This is a genomic window from Planktotalea sp., assembly GCF_018607965.1.
Taxonomy (GTDB): Bacteria; Pseudomonadota; Alphaproteobacteria; order Rhodobacterales; family Rhodobacteraceae; genus Planktotalea.
Genome location: NZ_JABBAM010000125.1, coordinates 22,813 through 40,655 on the forward strand (window position 1 = coordinate 22,813; position 17,843 = coordinate 40,655).

Annotated in this window: 24 protein-coding genes; 12 read left to right on the forward strand and 12 right to left on the reverse strand. The window is 53.1% G+C overall.

All coding sequences use genetic code 11. The features are described from left to right. The first annotated feature begins 62 nt into the window (after positions 1-62). From QZ279_RS11750 to QZ279_RS11775, 6 genes are all read left to right on the forward strand, one after another. Positions 63-569: a DciA family protein gene (locus tag QZ279_RS11750; protein ID WP_293451068.1), complete on the forward strand. Its 507-nt coding sequence runs from the start codon at positions 63-65 to the stop codon at positions 567-569. A gap of 11 nt (positions 570-580) precedes the next feature. Continuing rightward, positions 581-1,177 carry a DsbA family protein gene (locus tag QZ279_RS11755; protein WP_293451070.1) on the forward strand — a complete coding sequence of 199 codons (597 nt, stop codon included), beginning with the start codon at positions 581-583 and terminating at the stop codon, positions 1,175-1,177. Continuing rightward, positions 1,174-2,289, forward strand: a complete 1,116-nt coding sequence (locus QZ279_RS11760) for a CaiB/BaiF CoA-transferase family protein (protein ID WP_293451072.1) — start codon at positions 1,174-1,176, stop codon at positions 2,287-2,289. The genes QZ279_RS11755 and QZ279_RS11760 overlap by 4 nt, the downstream gene beginning before the upstream one ends. Positions 2,290-2,438: 149 nt before the next feature. Further along, the gene (locus QZ279_RS11765; RefSeq protein WP_293451074.1) at positions 2,439-3,608 is read left to right on the forward strand and encodes an MFS transporter; all 1,170 of its coding nucleotides are present in this window, start codon (positions 2,439-2,441) and stop codon (positions 3,606-3,608) included. Positions 3,609-3,734: 126 nt separating this feature from the next. After that, positions 3,735-4,757, forward strand: coding sequence for an aspartate-semialdehyde dehydrogenase (locus QZ279_RS11770; RefSeq protein ID WP_293451076.1), 1,023 nt, complete (start codon positions 3,735-3,737; stop codon positions 4,755-4,757). Positions 4,758-4,898: 141 nt separating this feature from the next. Then, entirely contained in the window at positions 4,899-5,414 is a 516-nt protein-coding gene (locus QZ279_RS11775; protein WP_293451078.1) for a DUF2799 domain-containing protein, read from the forward strand. Here the strand turns inward: QZ279_RS11775 and QZ279_RS11780 are convergent. The 3 genes from QZ279_RS11780 to QZ279_RS11790 form a co-directional block, all read right to left on the reverse strand. Then, a complete protein-coding gene (locus QZ279_RS11780) occupies positions 5,411-5,722 on the reverse strand; it encodes a transcriptional regulator (RefSeq protein ID WP_293451080.1) in 312 nt (103 codons plus the stop codon). The two genes, QZ279_RS11775 and QZ279_RS11780, sit on opposite strands and share 4 nt — an antisense overlap. Positions 5,723-5,726: 4 nt before the next feature. Beyond that, positions 5,727-6,701 carry a sodium-dependent bicarbonate transport family permease gene (locus tag QZ279_RS11785; protein ID WP_293451082.1) on the reverse strand — a complete coding sequence of 325 codons (975 nt, stop codon included), beginning with the start codon at positions 6,699-6,701 and terminating at the stop codon, positions 5,727-5,729. Positions 6,702-6,779: 78 nt separating this feature from the next. Beyond that, complete coding sequence (locus QZ279_RS11790) at positions 6,780-7,430, reverse strand: carbonic anhydrase (protein ID WP_293451084.1); 651 nt, start codon at positions 7,428-7,430, stop codon at positions 6,780-6,782. Positions 7,431-7,573: 143 nt separating this feature from the next. Here QZ279_RS11790 and QZ279_RS11795 point away from each other — a divergent pair, with 143 nt between their 5' ends. The 3 genes from QZ279_RS11795 (at position 7,574) to QZ279_RS11805 (ending at position 10,257) form a co-directional block, all read left to right on the forward strand. Then, a complete protein-coding gene (locus tag QZ279_RS11795) occupies positions 7,574-7,954 on the forward strand; it encodes a hypothetical protein (RefSeq protein WP_293451086.1) in 381 nt (126 codons plus the stop codon). Positions 7,955-8,056: 102 nt separating this feature from the next. After that, positions 8,057-9,442: a M17 family metallopeptidase gene (locus QZ279_RS11800; protein ID WP_293451088.1), complete on the forward strand. Its 1,386-nt coding sequence runs from the start codon at positions 8,057-8,059 to the stop codon at positions 9,440-9,442. Beyond that, the gene (locus tag QZ279_RS11805) at positions 9,439-10,257 is read left to right on the forward strand and encodes an NlpC/P60 family protein (protein WP_293451090.1); all 819 of its coding nucleotides are present in this window, start codon (positions 9,439-9,441) and stop codon (positions 10,255-10,257) included. Before QZ279_RS11800 ends, QZ279_RS11805 begins: the two co-directional genes overlap by 4 nt. Here the strand turns inward: QZ279_RS11805 and QZ279_RS11810 are convergent. Next, positions 10,254-10,598: a DUF2794 domain-containing protein gene (locus QZ279_RS11810; protein ID WP_293451092.1), complete on the reverse strand. Its 345-nt coding sequence runs from the start codon at positions 10,596-10,598 to the stop codon at positions 10,254-10,256. The two genes, QZ279_RS11805 and QZ279_RS11810, sit on opposite strands and share 4 nt — an antisense overlap. A 53-nt stretch (positions 10,599-10,651) precedes the next feature. Here QZ279_RS11810 and QZ279_RS11815 point away from each other — a divergent pair, with 53 nt between their 5' ends. Beyond that, positions 10,652-11,134 (forward strand): GNAT family N-acetyltransferase, encoded by a 483-nt coding sequence (locus QZ279_RS11815; RefSeq protein ID WP_293451094.1) that lies wholly within the window; start codon positions 10,652-10,654, stop codon positions 11,132-11,134. On the opposite strand, the gene speB is transcribed toward QZ279_RS11815, so the two are convergent. Both speB and QZ279_RS11825 read right to left on the reverse strand, forming a co-directional pair. Next, positions 11,121-12,095, reverse strand: a complete 975-nt coding sequence (gene speB, locus QZ279_RS11820) for an agmatinase (protein WP_293451096.1) — start codon at positions 12,093-12,095, stop codon at positions 11,121-11,123. The two genes, QZ279_RS11815 and speB, sit on opposite strands and share 14 nt — an antisense overlap. A 12-nt stretch (positions 12,096-12,107) precedes the next feature. After that, complete coding sequence (locus tag QZ279_RS11825) at positions 12,108-12,953, reverse strand: TIGR00730 family Rossman fold protein (RefSeq protein ID WP_293451098.1); 846 nt, start codon at positions 12,951-12,953, stop codon at positions 12,108-12,110. A gap of 132 nt (positions 12,954-13,085) precedes the next feature. Between QZ279_RS11825 and dapD the strand changes: the two genes are divergently transcribed. Next, complete coding sequence (gene dapD / locus QZ279_RS11830) at positions 13,086-13,913, forward strand: 2,3,4,5-tetrahydropyridine-2,6-dicarboxylate N-succinyltransferase (RefSeq protein ID WP_293451100.1); 828 nt, start codon at positions 13,086-13,088, stop codon at positions 13,911-13,913. 57 nt (positions 13,914-13,970) lie between these two features. Here the strand turns inward: dapD and QZ279_RS11835 are convergent, their stop codons facing one another. Continuing rightward, a complete protein-coding gene (locus QZ279_RS11835) occupies positions 13,971-14,507 on the reverse strand; it encodes a transporter substrate-binding domain-containing protein (protein WP_293451102.1) in 537 nt (178 codons plus the stop codon). Continuing rightward, positions 14,479-14,700 (reverse strand): hypothetical protein, encoded by a 222-nt coding sequence (locus QZ279_RS11840; protein ID WP_293451104.1) that lies wholly within the window; start codon positions 14,698-14,700, stop codon positions 14,479-14,481. Before QZ279_RS11840 ends, QZ279_RS11835 begins: the two co-directional genes overlap by 29 nt. Before the next feature lie 100 nt (positions 14,701-14,800). On the opposite strand from QZ279_RS11840, the gene QZ279_RS11845 reads away from it, so the two are divergent. Beyond that, on the forward strand, positions 14,801-15,151 hold the full coding sequence (locus QZ279_RS11845) for a hypothetical protein (RefSeq protein WP_293451106.1): 351 nt from the start codon (positions 14,801-14,803) through the stop codon (positions 15,149-15,151). Positions 15,152-15,158: 7 nt separating this feature from the next. On the opposite strand, the gene QZ279_RS11850 is transcribed toward QZ279_RS11845, so the two are convergent. The 4 genes from QZ279_RS11850 to QZ279_RS11865 are packed head-to-tail and all read right to left on the reverse strand — an operon-like array spanning position 15,159 to position 17,632. Next, positions 15,159-15,794, reverse strand: a complete 636-nt coding sequence (locus QZ279_RS11850; protein ID WP_293451108.1) for a Hint domain-containing protein — start codon at positions 15,792-15,794, stop codon at positions 15,159-15,161. After that, complete coding sequence (locus tag QZ279_RS11855; protein ID WP_293451110.1) at positions 15,710-16,216, reverse strand: hypothetical protein; 507 nt, start codon at positions 16,214-16,216, stop codon at positions 15,710-15,712. Before QZ279_RS11855 ends, QZ279_RS11850 begins: the two co-directional genes overlap by 85 nt. Then, entirely contained in the window at positions 16,216-17,406 is a 1,191-nt protein-coding gene (locus tag QZ279_RS11860) for a Hint domain-containing protein (RefSeq protein ID WP_293451112.1), read from the reverse strand. The genes QZ279_RS11855 and QZ279_RS11860 overlap by 1 nt, the downstream gene beginning before the upstream one ends. Continuing rightward, positions 17,321-17,632 carry a choice-of-anchor L domain-containing protein gene (locus QZ279_RS11865; RefSeq protein WP_293451114.1) on the reverse strand — a complete coding sequence of 104 codons (312 nt, stop codon included), beginning with the start codon at positions 17,630-17,632 and terminating at the stop codon, positions 17,321-17,323. Before QZ279_RS11865 ends, QZ279_RS11860 begins: the two co-directional genes overlap by 86 nt. Between the last annotated feature and the right edge of the window lie 211 nt (positions 17,633-17,843).

The following is a 17,843-nucleotide window of genomic DNA, read 5'->3' on the forward strand; positions in this document are numbered from 1 at the left end:
CACGCAGCGCTTGGCACTCTAAGATAGCGGGAGCACACAAAATGCAAGGCAGGACAGATTCTATGGCACCACGCCGCCCCCCTTCCAAAGGTTTCGCTTTGACGTCTAGCCTTTTGACCCAGCGCATTCGCAAGGCGTCGGAATCGCGTGGCTTTGCGCAATCGCGTTTGTTGACACATTGGGAAGAAGTGGTTGGGGACGATATTGCCAAAATCGCGCGCCCCGTGAATGTCAGCTACGGTCGCCAAGGGTTTGGCGCATCGTTGACCATTCTTACCACTGGTTCGAATGCGCCGATGGTCGAAATGCAAAAGGAACAGATCCGTGCCAAAGTGAACGCCGTTTATGGCTACAACGCGATCAGCCGCGTGCGCATCACACAGACAGCCCCCACAGGTTTCGCAGAAGGGCGCGCTGTGTTTGAACGCGCAGTGACACCCAAAAAAGCAGAACCCACACCCGAAATCAAAGCAGCTGCCGCGCAATCTGCGGGCGGTGTAAAAAGTGATGACTTGCGCGTTGCCCTTGAACGGCTTGCGCAAAATGTATTAACAAAATCCCAAAATTAAGGAGAAGCCGAATGCTTCGCACCCTCGTCACTACCGCAGCAGCGGTTCTATTTAGCCTGAGCATGGCAACCGCGCAGGAAAGCGAAATCCAAGACATGGTTCTCGGCGACGCTGATGCGACCGTCGAAATTATCGAATATGCATCGTTCACTTGCCCCCATTGTGCGTCATTCCACGCGGGTCCGTTTAAGGATCTCAAGAAGGATTACATCGATACAAATAAGGTGAAGTTCGTTTATCGCGAAGTTTACTTTGATCGCTTTGGTCTGTGGGGATCCATGATCGCACGTTGCGCTGGGCCTGATCGCTTTTTCGGCATGACGGATTTGCTTTATAAAGAGCAGTCGCTTTGGTCGCGTGCGGGCGATCCTGCGGCAATCGTTGCTGAATTGCGCAAGCTGGGTCTTAAGGGTGGCATGAACGATGAAATGCTGGATGCATGCCTTGCGGACGCAGATAAAGCACAGGCCATGGTTGCTTGGTATCAAGAGAACGCCGAGCGTGATAATGTCCGTTCGACCCCGTCTTTCTTGATCAATGGTGAGCCGTATTCCAACATGAATTATGCGGATTTCTCTGCGATCATCGACGAAAAATTGGCTGAATGAGCGCACCGCTCACAGGCCTAAAAGTCGTCGAATTGGCGCGCATACTGGCTGGCCCTTGGGCTGGCCAGACTTTGTCTGATCTAGGCGCAGATGTGACGAAGGTCGAAGCGCCTGAGGGGGATGATACACGCCGTTGGGGCCCACCGTTCATTGAACGTGAGGGCGATACATCAGCGGCATATTTTCATTCCTGCAATCGCGGTAAGAAGTCCGTCACAATTGATTTTCGCACGTCTGAGGGTCAAGCGCAGCTAAAGGCGCTTTTGGCGGATGCGGATATTCTGATTGAGAACTTCAAGGTTGGTGGTTTGGCGAAATACGGCCTTGACTACGCGACTTTGAAACAAGAATTTCCGACGCTGATTTATTGCTCTGTGACGGGCTTTGGTCAGACGGGTCCTTACGCGCATCGCGCGGGGTATGATTTTATTATCCAAGGGATGTCTGGCTTGATGTCCATCACGGGTGAACCCGGTGGTCAGCCGCAGAAATCAGGCGTAGCGATCACGGATATTTTTACCGGTGTTTATGCTGTGTCTGGTATTTTGGCGGCAGTGTTTCAGCGTCATACGACGGGCAAAGGTCAGCATCTTGATATGTCCTTGCTGGATGTTGCGGCCTCTGTGACGGCCAATCAAGCGATGAACTATCTTGCGACGGGTGACGCACCCGGCATGATGGGCAACGCGCATATGAACCTGACGCCGTATCAAGTGTTTGATTGTAGCGATGGGCATATCATTATCGCGACAGGTAATGACTCGCAGTACCAGAGATTGTGTTTGTTGTTGGGGGTTGAGGCGATGGGTGTTGAAGCACGTTTTGCAACCAACGCAGATCGCATTGCCAATCGTGATGAGATGACACGTTTGTTGACGGAACGTACGTCATTAATGTCGAAGGTTGAGTTGCTTGCGGCTTGTGAGGCACATGGTGTGCCTGCTGGTCCGATCAATGACATGGGTGAAATGTTGAACGATCCACAGATCAAGGCGCGTGGGATGCAGATTGAGTTGGACGGTATCCCGTCGATGCGGTCGCCGTTCGTGTTTTCGGACGCTGAATTAGACCTGGATCGTCCTTCGCCGAAGTTGGGTGAAGATAACGTTTGATTTCGAATTGCATTTGCAATCCGACGTAGGCGAGGGGCCAGCCCCTCGCGCTCCCCGGGATATTTGGAAAAGGTGAATTGGGCGTAGGCTTGTCGATGCACGGCTTATCTGCCACTCAGGTCGAGTTGGCTGATGAAAGGGTCTAAGAAATGAATTTGGGTCTTTTCCTGTTGTGTCTGGCATATATTCTTAGCCAATTTTATCGCGCGTTTCTTGCGGTTCTCACGGATGTACTTGGCGCAGATTTAGGCGCGACGCCTGATATGTTGGCGACGGCGTCCGGACTTTGGTTTCTGTCTTTTGCGGCGATGCAAATACCTGTCGGTTGGGCGCTGGATACGCATGGGCCGCGTCGCACCACGGCACTTCTTTTGTTGCTGGGTGGGGCAGGTGGTGCGGCGGTCTTTGCCATGGCAACGACACCCCAGCATATCAATATTGCGATGCTTTTGATCGGTATTGGTTGCGCGCCTGTCTTGATGGCGAGCTTTTTTGTGTTTGCGCGCATGTATCCCGCAAAAATGTTCGCCACGCTTGGGGCGATTATGATCGGGGTTGGATCGCTTGGGAACCTTGCGGGATCTGTTCCTTTGACATGGGCCGTGGACGTGTTCGGGTGGCGTGAGACGTTATGGGTGTTGGCAGGTGTCACCGTGCTGATTGCGGTTGGTTTGTGGATCGTGATCAAAGATCCGCCTGCGGTTGGGGGGGATCTTAAGGGGTCGGTGCTGGATCTGTTCAAGATCCGTGCGCTTTGGTTCATCTTCCCTTTGATGTTGGTTTATTACGCACCTGCGGGTGCGATGCGCGGGCTGTGGATTGGGCCATACGTGACGGATGTATTCGGTGGGAATGCTGGAATTGCGAGCCTGTGGATGGGCTGTGCGATGATCGTGGGCACATTTGCATACGGGCCTTTGGATCGCATCTTTGGCACGCGCAAATGGGTGGCATTGGTCGGCAACGCGATGGCTTGTCTGTTTGTATTGTTGCTGGGTCTTGGCATTGCGCAAGGGTATTGGAGCGCGGTTGCGTTGTTCGCGGCGGCCGGTTTCTTTGGCGTGTCTTTTCCGTTGCTCATGGCGCATGGGCGCGCGTTTGTCCCTGCGCATTTGGCGGGGCGCGGGGTGACCTTGATGAACCTGTTTGGTATTGGCGGTGTGGGCATCTGGCAGGTCATATCGGGGCGTATGCATGCCTCGCTTTCGCCGACTGCAGCGAACGTCGCTGATCCCTATCAGACGATCTTTCTGTTTTTTGCTGCCATGTTGGCGATAGGCATCTTGATCTATGCCTTCAGCGAAGATCGCATCGATTAAAGTCACACATACTTCATCGTTGCCGCAGCGCAGCGCTTCGCCCCTTTTCCAATGGGTGCGATAGGCGTATAGCGGCCCCGTTGGTGCGCACATGCGCGTCATCACAACCCGTAGAGGAGAGACCCCATGGGGTATAAAGTCGTCGTCGTTGGCGCCACAGGCAATGTGGGCCGTGAAATGTTGAACATCCTGGATGAACGCAAGTTCCCAGTGGATGAGCTTGCCGTTTTGGCAAGCCGTAAATCCATGGGCACGGAAGTCAGCTTTGGTGATAAAACGTTGAAGACGAAAGACTTGGACACGTTTGATTTCACGGGATGGGACATCGCTTTGTTCGCGGTTGGCTCTGACGCCACCAAGAAATACGCGCCTGTTGCTGCGAAGTCTGGCTGCGTTGTGATCGATAACTCGTCGCTTTATCGTTACGATCCGGACGTTCCGTTGATCGTTCCAGAAGTGAACCCAGAGGCGATCCACGGCTATTCCAAGAAGAACATCATCGCGAATCCTAACTGTTCTACTGCGCAGATGGTTGTCGCGCTAAAGCCCTTGCATGACCGCGCGCGCATCAAGCGTGTTGTCGTAAGCACGTACCAATCGGTTTCTGGTGCTGGCAAAGGCGGCGCTGACGAGCTGTGGGATCAGACCAAGTCGATCTACAATCCGACAGATGACAAGCCACCAAAGCAGTTCACTAAGCAGATTGCGTTTAACGTGATCCCGCATATCGACGTATTCCTTGATAGCGGTGAGACCAAAGAAGAATGGAAGATGGTCGCGGAAACCAAGAAGATCATTGATCCAAATATCAAGGTTACTGCAACCTGTGTGCGTGTGCCTGTTTTCGTGGGTCACTCTGAATCGATTAACATCGAATTCGAAGACTTTTTGGACGAAGATGAAGCCCGTGACATCCTGCGTGAAGCACCCGGCATCATGGTCATCGACAAGCGCGAAGACGGCGGCTACGTCACACCCGTTGAGTGCGTTGGCGACTACGCAACGTTCATTTCGCGCATCCGTCAGGACAGCACGATTGATAATGGCCTGAACCTATGGTGCGTGTCTGACAACCTGCGCAAAGGTGCGGCGTTGAACGCTGTGCAGATCGCAGAGACGCTGGGGAATAGGGTCCTTAAGAAGGGCTAAGCCCACGTTCAGAGAATTAGGAAAACCCCGTCTTTTGCAAGGTGGGGTTTTTCTTTGGGCGCATGTGAAACTGATTGATATTGCACAACACTCTTCATATTGCGCTTATCAGCAGCACACAATTCTCTGCAAGGACTTCACATGCGTATCATTTTAGCTTTCGGTTTGGCCTTCGCATTAGCGGGCTGCGCGTCGTTATCCAAAGATGAATGCTTAAGTGGAAACTGGGATGAGATTGGGTTTAGGGACGGCACTAACGGGAAGACCAGTGCGTTCCTGCAACGCCATGTTAAGGCCTGCGAGAAAACAGGTGTAGTGCCAGTTCAAAGCGTTTCGGAACAGGGTCGACAGCGTGGCTTGCCAGCCTATTGCGTTCCCTCAAAGGCGTATTCTGAGGGCCGTAACGGTCGGGCGCTTAGTGCAGTTTGTCCCGCTGCCCAAATACCGGCGCTACAAGCGGCACATTCCGTTGGCGTTCAATATCATGAGTACACCGAAGAAATTAACGAACTCAAATCGCGTATTCAAGACATTGGAAGCGAGATTATCGCTGAACAAGATGTATGTCAGCGCACACTTTTGGTTTTAGAAAGCCAATCGTTGACCCATCAGATTTCTATATTAGAGCGGCGTCGCGCGAAAGTTTCTGCGTTTTAGAACAATTCTGCGCGCAGCACTTCACAATCAACAATTGACACAACCCCGATGTGGCGTTCGACCACTGCGAATGCGGCGTCTAAAAGCGTGTCCAGACGGTCGGGGCGGATGATGCAGATGACTTGGACCATGCCGTCGCCGCGTCCGATGCTGCCTTCGCGTGTCCATGCGCCGGATTTACCGGAACCGCCGAACACAGGCAGGACGGAATAGCCGGTCACGTCCGCCTTTTCGATGGCCGCGGTCAGGCGGGATAGCATGATCTTTTCAATCGTAATTTCGACGCGTTTTGCTTTGTGGGTTTGCATCAGGTCAGCCTCCGATCACGGCAGTGGCAAGCGCGAGGTAGAGCGGGATGCCTAGGACTAGGTTGAAGGGGAACGTCACGCCAAGGGACAGCGTGAGGTAGATGGATGGGTTCGCCTCTGGCAAGGCCACGCGCATGGCAGCGGGGACGGCGATATAGGAGGCGGAGGCGCTGAGCACCATGAGGAGCAACGCAGAGCCAAGGGGGAGGCCGATTAGGACGGCGGTTCCTAGACCGATCAGGCTGCCCAAGATGGGCATGATGATGCCAAAGGCCAGCGCGCCTGCGTCGAGCACGCCGCGTCCTTTGCGCAGGCCACGACCCGCGATGATACCCATATCGAGAAGGAACAGGCAGAGCACGCCTTTGAACGGTGCGATGACCAGTGGTGCGATTTCTTTCAAGCCTTCTTCGCCTGTAATCATGCCGATCAAGAATGCGCCGATCAGCAGTACAATTGAGCCGTTCAGCATGATTTCACGCCATAGTCCGGGTTCCATCGTTCCGCCGCCCTTGGAGCGCGTAACGAGCCAAAGTGCGGAGAGGATAGCAGGCGCTTCCATCGCGGCGGCAACGGCAACCATGTAGCCGTCATATGCGATGCCTTGGCTTTCAAGGACCGAAGTGGCGGCGACGAAGGTCACGATGGAGATTGATCCGTAGTGCCCCGCGACTGCCGCTGCATCAAGTGCGCTGAGGCCGCTTAAGACGCGCAGGATTGCGTATGCGATGAGGGGGATGAGGGCGGAGAGGATGACGCCAGCCAGTAGTGTTAGGCCGAGCGTTAGGTCGATGCCATGATCGGCTAGGCTAACGCCACCTTTGAAACCAATCGCGAACAACAGATACAGCGACATGCCTTTGGCGATGGCTTCTGGGATGCTAAGATCGGATCGCACGAGCGCTGCAAACAGACCCAGAACGAACGACAAAACGATCGGCGTTACCAGTGTTTCAGCAGTAAGCGAGAAGATATCCATGAGCAGTGTCCCTCTTTGCGGCACTTAAAATGCCGTTCAACTTTTAGCGATATGGGGGGCGTCTAGTGGATTGAAAGATCAGAGAGTAGAAAATTCCCGAGTATTTGAGTCAAGACATTCCAAAGTGCCTTCACCGATCTCAGTCCAGAGGCCATGCAGGGTCAGCATATCGTTTTCGACAGCTTCTTTGATGAACGGAAAGGTCATGAGATTTTCAAGGGACACTGCGACGGCTTCCTTTTCCAAAGCAGTCTGCATCGCGTCGCCCTCATGTGTCTTGCTGACACGCTCGTAGCCGGGACGCAGAATGTCCATCCAGCGACCTACAAAACTGGTGGATTTTTCAAGCTCTGGGGCTTTGCCTGTACACATGTCCAGACAGCCTTGGATGCCACCGCAATTTGAATGGCCCAGCACGATAACATGCGCGACTTTTAGGGCCGTTACAGCATATTCAACAGCAGCTGAGGTGCCGTGATGATCGCCGTCAGGGGCGTACGCAGGGACGAGATTTGCGATATTGCGATGGATGAAAAATTCACCCTGATCCGCGCCAAAGATAGACGTCACATGTACGCGACTGTCACAGCATGAAATCACCATAGCGCGTGGGCGCTGACCTTCGGTTGCGAGGCGCTTGTACCACGCGCGGTTCTCCGAGTGGGTCGTCGCTTTCCAGCCATGATAGCGTTGAACAAGATAGCTTGGCAGCGGTTTTGCGTGGCTCATGTTTTGGTCCCATTCGTTCTTTGTTTGGGTGCGATACGCTGAATTTGAACGAATTTCGAGAGAAAAGAGTGTCGCGCATCAACCTTTTAGGAAGACCCAAGGCGCATACAACTTATGCCGAGGGGGCGAATTGGGGTGAAACCATGCAATCAATTACAACTTTAGCACCGATGGAACGTGTCCGGCTTGATCCGGACCGTCTGGAAGTTCTGTACACGAGACTTGGTGAGGACGGTGCTGACAATGTGCTTTGCCGCGCGATGGAAGAAATGGCGATCCGGTTAAAGCAAAGTGAAAAAATTTATAGTGCGGGCGCTTCTGGCGAATTAAGGAAGACAGTTCATTCACTGATCCCAATCTCGGATCAAATCGGCTTGGATACTCTTGCCCGTGTTGCCCAAGATGTTGTCATATGCATTGATTCTGGAAATTTGACTGCGCTTGGTGCGACGTTTGCCAGATTGATACGGACATCAGATCAATCCCTGACAGCAATCTGGGACCTACAAGATGTTACGAATTGAAGGTTGGGGTTGGGCGAGAGTTAGCGCGCACTGAATTCTACGCTTGCGGGGCAAGGTGAAGCAGATAGCTTAGTGGCAATCGTAATTTGTGAGAGCGCACCTATGTCCCTAACTTTTGCTTTGCAGACCGCCCCGAGCATTCCTTTAACATTGCTCTCTTGTGATGACTTAGGCCCTTGGTTGAGCAAGCAATCCGAGAGACTTCAAAATTGGGTCAACGCATCTGGGTTTACGGGTGCATTCGGCACATCATTGGTCTTGCCGAATGAAACAGGTGGAATTGAAGGTGCGCTGGTTGGATTTGGGACTGCGTCTGCGCGTGTGCGAACCCGATTTGCGTTGGGTGCTGCGCGGGCTTCGTTACCTGCGCAGACTTTCCATTTAGTTGATGAACTTGATGATGATGTCTTGAAGTGCGAACTGCTCGGGTGGCTTTTGTCAGGGTACACGTTTGATCGATATCGCGAACAGAAGGCCCCCCAGGCGCAGTTGAAGTGCCCTGAAAATGCGGACGCGAGGACGCTTGAAGCAATTGTTGCTGGCGAAGTCCTGACCCGCAATCTGATCAATACGCCTGCATCTGATATGGGGCCACCTGATCTTGAAAATGCGGCACGGGACCTAGCGATGGCGCATGGTGCTGAAATTAAGGTGGTCGAAGGCCAAGCGCTACTGGATCAGAATTTCCCAATGATCCATGCTGTCGGACGGGCTGCATCACGCGCGCCGCGTTTGATTGATTTGCATTGGGGCAAAGCCGGCCCCACTCTCACGCTTGTTGGAAAAGGGGTTTGTTTTGATACGGGCGGTCTAAATATCAAACCCGGCGGTTCAATGGGTTTGATGAAGAAAGATATGGGTGGTGCGGCGGCTGTTCTGGGTCTTGCGAAAATGATCATGTCGCAAGGTTTGCCAATTCGATTGCGCGTTCTTGTGCCTGCCGTTGAAAATTCAATCAGCGCGGATGCGTTCCGTCCTCAAGATATTTTGAATTCCCGCAAAGGGCTGACCGTTGAGATCAATAACACGGATGCTGAGGGGCGTTTGGTTTTGGCTGATGCGTTGGCGTTTGCGGATGAAGAAACGCCCGATTTAATCATCTCAATGGCGACTTTGACAGGGGCAGCGCGTGTTGCTGTTGGTCCCGACCTTGCCCCCTATTTTGCACAAAGCGACGCGAGTGCACAGGCTTTGGAGGCGGCGGCAAAAACGGTTCAGGATCCAGTGTGGCGTATGCCGTTCTGGGATCCTTACGAAGGCATGATCGAACCGGGCATTGCCGATTTGGACAACGCACCCAAAGGTGGCTTTGCTGGCTGTATAACGGCCGCCCTTTTCTTGCGCCGGTTTGTGACAGAAACCCCGAACTACATGCATTTCGATATCTATGGATGGCAACCAAGTGCTGCCCCCGCACGCCCTAAAGGGGGCGCAGGTCAGGCGGCGCGCGCCTTGTTTGAAGCGCTTCCTAAACTGCTGAACCTATGAGCGATCCACGTCTGACCCCTGCCAATGGTCGCGTCGCGTGCGAAACCCTGCGTGGAACGGTCGCGGCGGATACTTATGTCAACGGGGCGGCGCGTCAGGTGTCGGTTCCTGTAGCCGATCTCTTGCGCGCACCGAATGGCCCACGGGATCGCCAGTTGTTGTTGGGGGAAGGTGTCCGTTTGCTTGAAGAGCATTCAGGTTGGGCCTTTGTTCAAGCCAGTAAAGATGGATATTGTGGCTATGTCCACGGCTCACAAATTGAGCCCCCGAGCGCACCGACCCATTGGATCAACGCGCCCTCCAGCCAAGCGTATGAGGCCGCCAATTTCAAATCGCGTGATTTGATGCCGCTTAGCTTTGGCAGCAACATCACTGTTCTTGAAATGCACGCACGGTTTGCTGAAACCGCCCACGGTTTTGTACCACGTCAGCATATCTGTGGGGTCGGGGACGTGGAGCGCGGCCCCTCTCAAGTGGCGCGTTTGTTTCTGGGGACGCCTTATCTTTGGGGTGGCAACAGCCGCTTTGGGATCGATTGTTCTGGGCTTGTGCAAGCGGCTTTGCTGGCCTGTGGCATGGATTGCGCTGGGGATAGTGATCAGCAGGAAAGCAGCTTGGGCCGTGATGCGACGGGCAATCCCAAAGCGGGTGATTTACTGTTCTGGAAGGGCCATGTTGCAATGCTTGCGGACAACAAAACATTGATCCACGCCAACGCGCATCATATGGCGGTTGTGCTAGAGGGTTTGGACGTCGCGGTGGCCCGCATTGCGGCGCAAGGGGACGGCGAAATCACACGCCACGTGCGGTTTTAATCGACAGCGCGGATGAGTTTACGTTCCAAAACACGTAGCACTGCTTTCAAATCATTGCCGCGTTTTAAGATCTGACCATTCATGCCGACGACCGAATACTGCCCTTGTTTGTTACGTAGCTTAGGGCGCTTTTCGATCCGGTAGAGCGGGTTTTCAGCGGTGCGTTTGAACACGGAAAAAACGGCAAGCTCACGCAAGCACGAAATCCCGTAATCGCGCCATTCGCCGGCTGCAACCATTTGCCCATAGAGCGACATGATGGGGCCGAGTTCGGTGCGATGAAACGCGACTTGCATTTGGGCGGGCTGCGGATGTAGAGGAATGGGCGATTGATCTGTCATATCAATATACTTGCGTTCTTTAAAGCGCAAATCAAGCACTAGGGGACATGGTGATGAAAATTCGGCCCACAACAGAGGCGGATCACGAAGGACTTTGGCAAATGCTAAAGCAGGTATTTCACGCGGGTGATACCTATGCGATTGATCCAGACATTGGCCAAGATGACGCGCTTGCCTATTGGACGGGCGCAGATGCGGGAAGCTATGTTATTGAGGTCGATGGCCGCTTGCTTGGTACCTACTATATAAAGACCAACACCCAAGGGGGCGGCGCACACGTGTGTAATTGCGGGTTTATCACGGCACCGAATTCAGGTGGGCAAGGCATCGCGCGTAAGATGTTGGAGGACGCTTTGATCCGTGCAAAAGCGGCGACGTACAAGGCGATGCAATTCAATTTCGTGCTCGCCAATAATGTGCGGGCAATCGACATCTGGAATCGCGCTGGCTTTGAAACGGTTGGGCGTCTTCCTAACGCGTTTGATCACCCCAAAGATGGGATGATCGATGCGCTGGTTATGTTTAGGGCGCTTTAGACTTGGCGTGAAAGATAAAGCCAAGGAAGTTTAGCAGGATTTGAGCTGCCAAAACTTGCGTGCTTTCAGTTGGATCATAGGCGGGTGCGACTTCGACTAGATCAATGCCCACGACGCTATTGCGCTCTGCCAAACCTTGCAAGATTTCAAGGACATCATAGTACAGGAATCCCCCATGGCTGGGCGTGCCGGTCCCTGCGGCGATAGAGGGGCAGAATGCGTCGATATCGATCGTCACATAAATGCGCGCGCCTTTGGGGATGCGGTCCAAAACAGCCTTGGTTCCCAGTTTGCGTACTTGGCGCACAGACAGGATATCAGAGCCGCGCGCGCGGGCATCGGCGTAGCCCTCCCGCGCAGTCGAGGACACATTGCGGATGCCAAGTTGGGTCATTCCGCTGACGTAGGGCTTTTCAATCGCGCGGCGCATGGGGTTGCCGTGGCCTTCTGAAACGCCGTGACGGACATCTACGAAATCAAGATGCGCATCGATCTGAACCACATGGACTGGACCATCGCGGTCGCACACATCCGAGAACGCGTTGATACAGGGGATGTTGATCGAATGGTCGCCGCCAATCGTGACCGGCAGCGCGCCTGCGTCCAAGATCTTGCGCACGCCATATTCGATGTTGGCGTGGCTTTCGGTGGTTTTAGTGTGGATGATGTCAGCGTCGCCGATGTCCACGATCCGCACGTCGCCGCCAAGATATGTGGCGTCATCCTCGTGGTCGTAGGCACCGGCATGTCCAAAGCTGAACAGGGTGGAGGCTTCGCGAACGGCGCGCGGGCCAAAGCGCGCACCGGGACGCCACTGTGTTCCGAAATCAAAGGGTGCACCAAGGACCGCGACGTCCGCATCAATCGCGTCCCAATCGCCGACGTAGGGCTTTTTGGCAAAGGTAGAGATGCCCACGAAGGGCAGGTTCAAGCGCCCTGATTCATAGCTATTTTCAGACATCTTTTAATCCTTTTAACGGCCTGGAATTTCGCCGCGACGTTCGCCCGCGCCATCCCAATTTTCAATCGCATCGATCGCTTCTTCTGCGGTCTCGACAAAGCGGAACAAATCTAGATCCTCGGCTGAAATCGTTCCCGCCTCGGACAATGCATCCCAATTGATGATGCTTTCCCAGAACTTGCGACCGAACAGTAAAACTGGAATGCGCTGCATGCGGCCTGTTTGGATAAGGGTCAACGCCTCGAATGTTTCGTCAAGCGTTCCAAAGCCGCCGGGAAACACGCAGATTGCTTTTGCGCGCATCAGGAAGTGGATTTTGCGGATCGCGAAGTAGTGGAAGTTGAAGCACAAATCAGGCGTCACATATTCATTCGGCGCTTGTTCATGCGGCAGCACGATATTCAGCCCGATTGAGGCACCACCCGCATCCATTGCGCCGCGGTTGCCCGCCTCCATCACGCCGGGTCCGCCGCCTGTGACGATCACGTCTTCTTTGCCGTAAGACTTCATCGATTTTTCGGTCATCAGACGTGCGAATTCGCGGGCTTGGTCGTAGTATTTGGACAGATCAGCCAGCGTTTTGGTGCGTGCTGTATCTTTCTTTGTGGGCTCTGGAATACGCGCGCCACCGAAAAGAACGATTGTGCTTTCGATACCGCGTTCGTCCATGATCAATTCAGGCTTGAGCAATTCGAGCTGCAAACGCACGGAACGCAATTCGTCGCGGCACAAGAAATCTTCGTCTGCAAAAGCAAGTTTGTAAGCGGGTGCGCGCGTTTGGGGCGTGTCTGGCATTTGCTCTTGCGCATCCAGATCAGTTTCCGCATCGCGAAATGGCTTATTCTTGTTATCTTTCATCACTCAAATCCTCTTAGCCCTGTTTGGACTATGTCTAACGAGACAGAGCCAAGCTTGCCAGTCACGATCATGATTGCACCAAGAGGGAGTTTGTTGTCTAAAGCCGCCAATTCATTTTAGCGAGGGAATCCCATGTCAAATGCACAGTTAGAGACAGCGATCGAAGCAACTTGGGAGGCGCGTGACACGATTTCACCGTCCACCACAGGTGAGCAACGCGACGCAATCGAAGATACATTGAACGCGCTTGATAGCGGCAAATTGCGCGTTGCTGAAAAGCAGACTGATGGAAATTGGCATGTGAACCAGTGGGCGAAGAAGGCTGTTCTGCTAGGCTTCCGCATCAAGGATATGGAACAGCACGCGGGTGGCCCACAGGGTGCCGGCTGGTGGGACAAGGTCGACAGCAAGTTCAAAGGCTGGGGCGATGACGAGTGGAAAGAGGCCGGTTTCCGCGCCGTTCCAAACTGTATCGTTCGCAAGTCCGCGTTTATTGCGCCTGGCGCGGTTTTGATGCCATCTTTCGTGAACCTTGGCGCATATGTCGGTGAAGGCACGATGGTCGACACATGGGCCACGGTTGGATCCTGCGCACAGATCGGCAAGAACGTTCACTTGTCTGGCGGCGTTGGCATCGGCGGTGTTCTAGAGCCAATGCAGGCGGGTCCGACAATTATTGAAGACAACTGCTTTATTGGCGCGCGGTCTGAGGTTGTTGAAGGCTGCATCGTTCGTGAAGGGTCTGTTTTGGGCATGGGCGTGTTTATTGGTCAGTCCACAAAGATCGTTGATCGCGAAACAGGTGAATTCACATACGGCGAAGTGCCTTCAGGTTCTGTGGTTGTCGCGGGTTCCATGCCATCCAAGAATGGCGTGAACCTGTATTGCGCTGTGATCGTGAAGCGCGTTGATGCGCAAACGCGTTCAAAGACAAGCATCAATGAGTTGCTACGCGACTAATTTGAGAAACTGGCAAGAGCGTCCAATGCGGTGCTCTTGCCGATCTACATCTGCCTTTTACTGAGGCGTGTAGATATTGCTGAACCACTTGTTCAGAAGATCATCGTAGGTTCCGTCAACACGGAATTTCAGCAGAACTTGGTCTATCTCTTCCTTAAGTTCGCTACCGCTGCTGAGCACAATTCCATAGTTTTCGGGACGATACGTGCGCTCAAGAACGCGCGCTTTTCCTTGTGCGAAGGTCTGTTGGTAATAGGCTAGGATCGGGCCGTCGAAGACGACAGCGTTGGCGATACCTGCCTCAAACGCTTCAAACATTTCGTCAGGTGAGGCGAAGTCAGCAAAAACCAACCCATTCGCCTGAAGGAACGCGGCACTTGTTGAGCCTGTCACCGTCGCAACACGGCGGTTTTCCAAATCGCGCAAACCTTGGACGTTCGAGGTAAGTGCATTGACCGTCATTGCTGCGGTGATGGACGCCACAAAAATGGAAACGACAAACAGGCTGGAAACCACCAAAAGCACCGCGAAGATACGGCCAAACGTGGAACGTGGAACGCGCTCTTCAAAGCCGCCGTTTACCACCAAGTTCATCCGCGATGGCGCGCATAAGATCGATGCTGAACCCTTTGATCTGGTCACCCTCGGTGTCCACGAAAGGTGGGCGATGGACGGTGGCAAATACCAAAGTATCATCTGATTGGGCGCTTGCGGGCACGGCAAATGACAACACCGTTAGAAAAGTCAGCGCGATACGTTTCAAAAAGGCCATAGGTGCAAGTTCCATCGGTTCAGGAAAGCTGGTGGAACTTTGGTCTTTTTCGCGTCGCTTCGTCAAGCGAGCCAGACGCTTGACGCTAGGGAGTGCAGCAGTTAGGTCGCAACTTATGACAGAAAAGCCCAAAAAAATCCGTAAAAAGCAGCTTGTCTTCACATTGTTGGTGCAAGCAGGTCGATCCGAAGGTGATGGTTTCCCTAAAGGATCAAGCGGCGCTGCGTTAATGGTTTATGCATCTGGTGTTGATGAAGCCGAAGCCGTGCGCGAAACAGTTGCTATTCTAAAGCAGGCCGATGTCGCGCCTTTGGACGTGACGGGATACGGCACATTAGAGGAACGTTTGGCAGAGGGCCATGACATCGCTGATGACGAACGCGAGCTGATGCAGCGAGCACTGGATGAAAATTCAGTTATTATTGCACAAATGACGCCACTGTTCGACGACAAGCCCGTAAATTAGCCATACTTTAGGCTGCTCGCATTGCGGCAAGTGTAATTGCTTCATAGGGACGCAATATCTTGTTAAGTGTGGCGGCATGTTCGGGAAGCAAGTTGCGGGGAAATGCGGCCAGTGATGTATTGCGAAAGATATCTTTGCGACGGCGTAGGCGTCCAATAAACAGACTTTCTAAGCAAAGTTCAGATGCGACAAACGCTTCGTTTTCAGGAAGCAGCAACTGGTAATACGTCATCGTTCCTTTTGAGGGTTGGGCAATCGCCGCTGTACCATTGATCAAGTGATGCGCTGGAATAAGGACTTCGTCTTGTCCGAACGTGTATTCAACGTCAGACCCACCAACGATCAAACGTTGTGTGCCGGCCATAACCAGATCGGATTGCAATCCAAAATAAGGCGCACGCAAACGGACAGGGGCAAAGCTGCCAAAGGCTGGTGTGACTTTTTTAAAAACACCAAGCACGGGAACAATATCGCCTGACGTGCTGACAACCGTGTCACCGGGCTGCATGACCCCGATCTTGCGATACCCTTGAGGCGTTAAAACTGGGGTGTGGTAATCTAGCGTAGGAGTCGGCCCGACGGATAACGCACCTTTATGAAAGCCAATGTAGGAAATATTCTGCGAAACATCTGCGCTGTGCATTGGGACAGTGCGCCTAAAATAAGGGCACCGGGCAAGGGAATGCAGCCAGCAAGTTCACGGGTGAAAAGAGCATCGTCACCAGGGTGTTCAATCGATAAGAACCCATTTTCTGTCGTCGCATCCCAATTCAAGGTGAGCCAAAAGTTGTCAGTCCGCGCTTGAAGGGTGTGGGAAATAAGTGCGTGGAACACGGATTTTCCCGAACTTATGAGTACGGAAAAACCCGCGCCGGGAATCGATTGAATGCGTAGCAAGCTCCGTTCGGGGTGAACGCTTGTGACTTCCAATAGTGTGGCTGCACGCTTTTCCGAGGGCAAAGGTGCCTCAATGAAAAGCGCGCCTGTGTCGATCATACTTTCTTGGGTGATCGTAGCGTGCGCCGCACCCGTGTCGCCGCCTCCGCTCCATGCAAGCCAACCCATTAGGCAGCACTCCCTAGTAGAAGTTCGTTTTCTAGGCCGTTGGAAATCACGATCTGATGGCGGTCAAATAGCAGGTGAACATAGGTCACCGAACCGCCTTCGCGCACACGAACGCTATGGTCATTGACCAGTTCCTTGGCGGCAACCAAAATTTCGGGTTCCCCAAACAGCAGTTTGGCCATTTCGTTTTGAATCAAGATGCGGTGCAAAGGCGAGACGCGAAGAATGCCGTGTTCGCCAAAGGTATTTTCTGCAATTTCGATTGGGGCCATTTTGCCGGTTGCATCGACATCGCGCTGCCCAATCCAACGCAGCGGCTGATAGCCTTGATCACGAGTCAAAATAAGATCGCCAGATTCCAGAACTTCGACAGGCATTTTGCCCTCTGCTGTTTCGATCAATGTCCCTGCAACAAAGCAAGGCACCATGTTGAAATTGACAAAGGCCGTATCAGATTCACCCGTTGAACTTTCGATTGTATAGGCAAAGTTTACGTCATCTGTGTCGCCATCGCCCACAACGGTGAAAGAACCATCTGCGTTCTGCTCAACAGTTTGACCAGAGCCAAGCGTGACGATGCTGCCAACGATCACGGCTTGGCCGTTGATGTGAGTGACAGTTAGCGAGCCGCCTGTGCTGTTGACGTCATTGGCAAGGACATCAATCGTTTTGGATCCGTTAGGATTGATATTGGCGCTGTCATCATTCGCAACAACAACGGTTTGAAGCGAGTCAGCCGCGATGAGCAAATTGGAATCGTAACTGTTGTCCCCAACGTCGGCGACACCGATCTTGATCGAGTTCGTTCCCGCAACGATTGGAATTTTCAGCGACAAGGTGATGGTAAAACCGCCCATCTCGGTGTTGTAGTCATCGTTGGTATTGTTGATGAACAGATTGCCGTTGTCAGACGCGTTGATATTACCGAGGTCTGCATCCCCGTTGCCAATCGTCATGTCGACTTGCGCGCCATTGATCCAGACACCGACCATATCATGGTAGAGCGAATTGACGTATCCGGGATACTCTTCCGAGGCAAAGACAAACTGCATGGTCATGAACCCGGCAGTGGCTGAGGTAAAATCAACCTCTAGGAACGACGCATCATAAGTATTCGCACCAGCAGCGGCATTGAAATCGGAATCGTTGTTTGGTCCGCTGGTATTCGTTGAGGTATTTGTTGAACCCATTGCTTTGGGTGAAACGATCAGCGCGGCCAGTGGACAGAATAACACCTGTATCACCCAGTGTTGCATCTGGGGACAGTGCATCACCATTGGAATAGATCGCAGAACTGCGATTGTCGCCTGTATAGCTTGCACTTGGTACGGTAACACCAGCGCCAAAGATAGCGTTCGCCATCGCCATCGCGGATGCACTTGTATTATAACCTAGCCCTGCGCCGGTTGCTGGCATGTCTCAATACCTTTCGGATTGAGACAGTTCAAACTGCTCTACGCCCACATTTTTATGGGTCTCATTTTATTTTGGCCTCGTTGGACCTGATAGACCACGTTGGGTCCGTACTGCTGTTTGCCCTGCCTCGGGTCAATTTATTAACGTCAGCTTAAAACTAGCCTGTGTCAGATCGAAACTGTTTTGATAGCAATCTGCGGATGTACCTTAG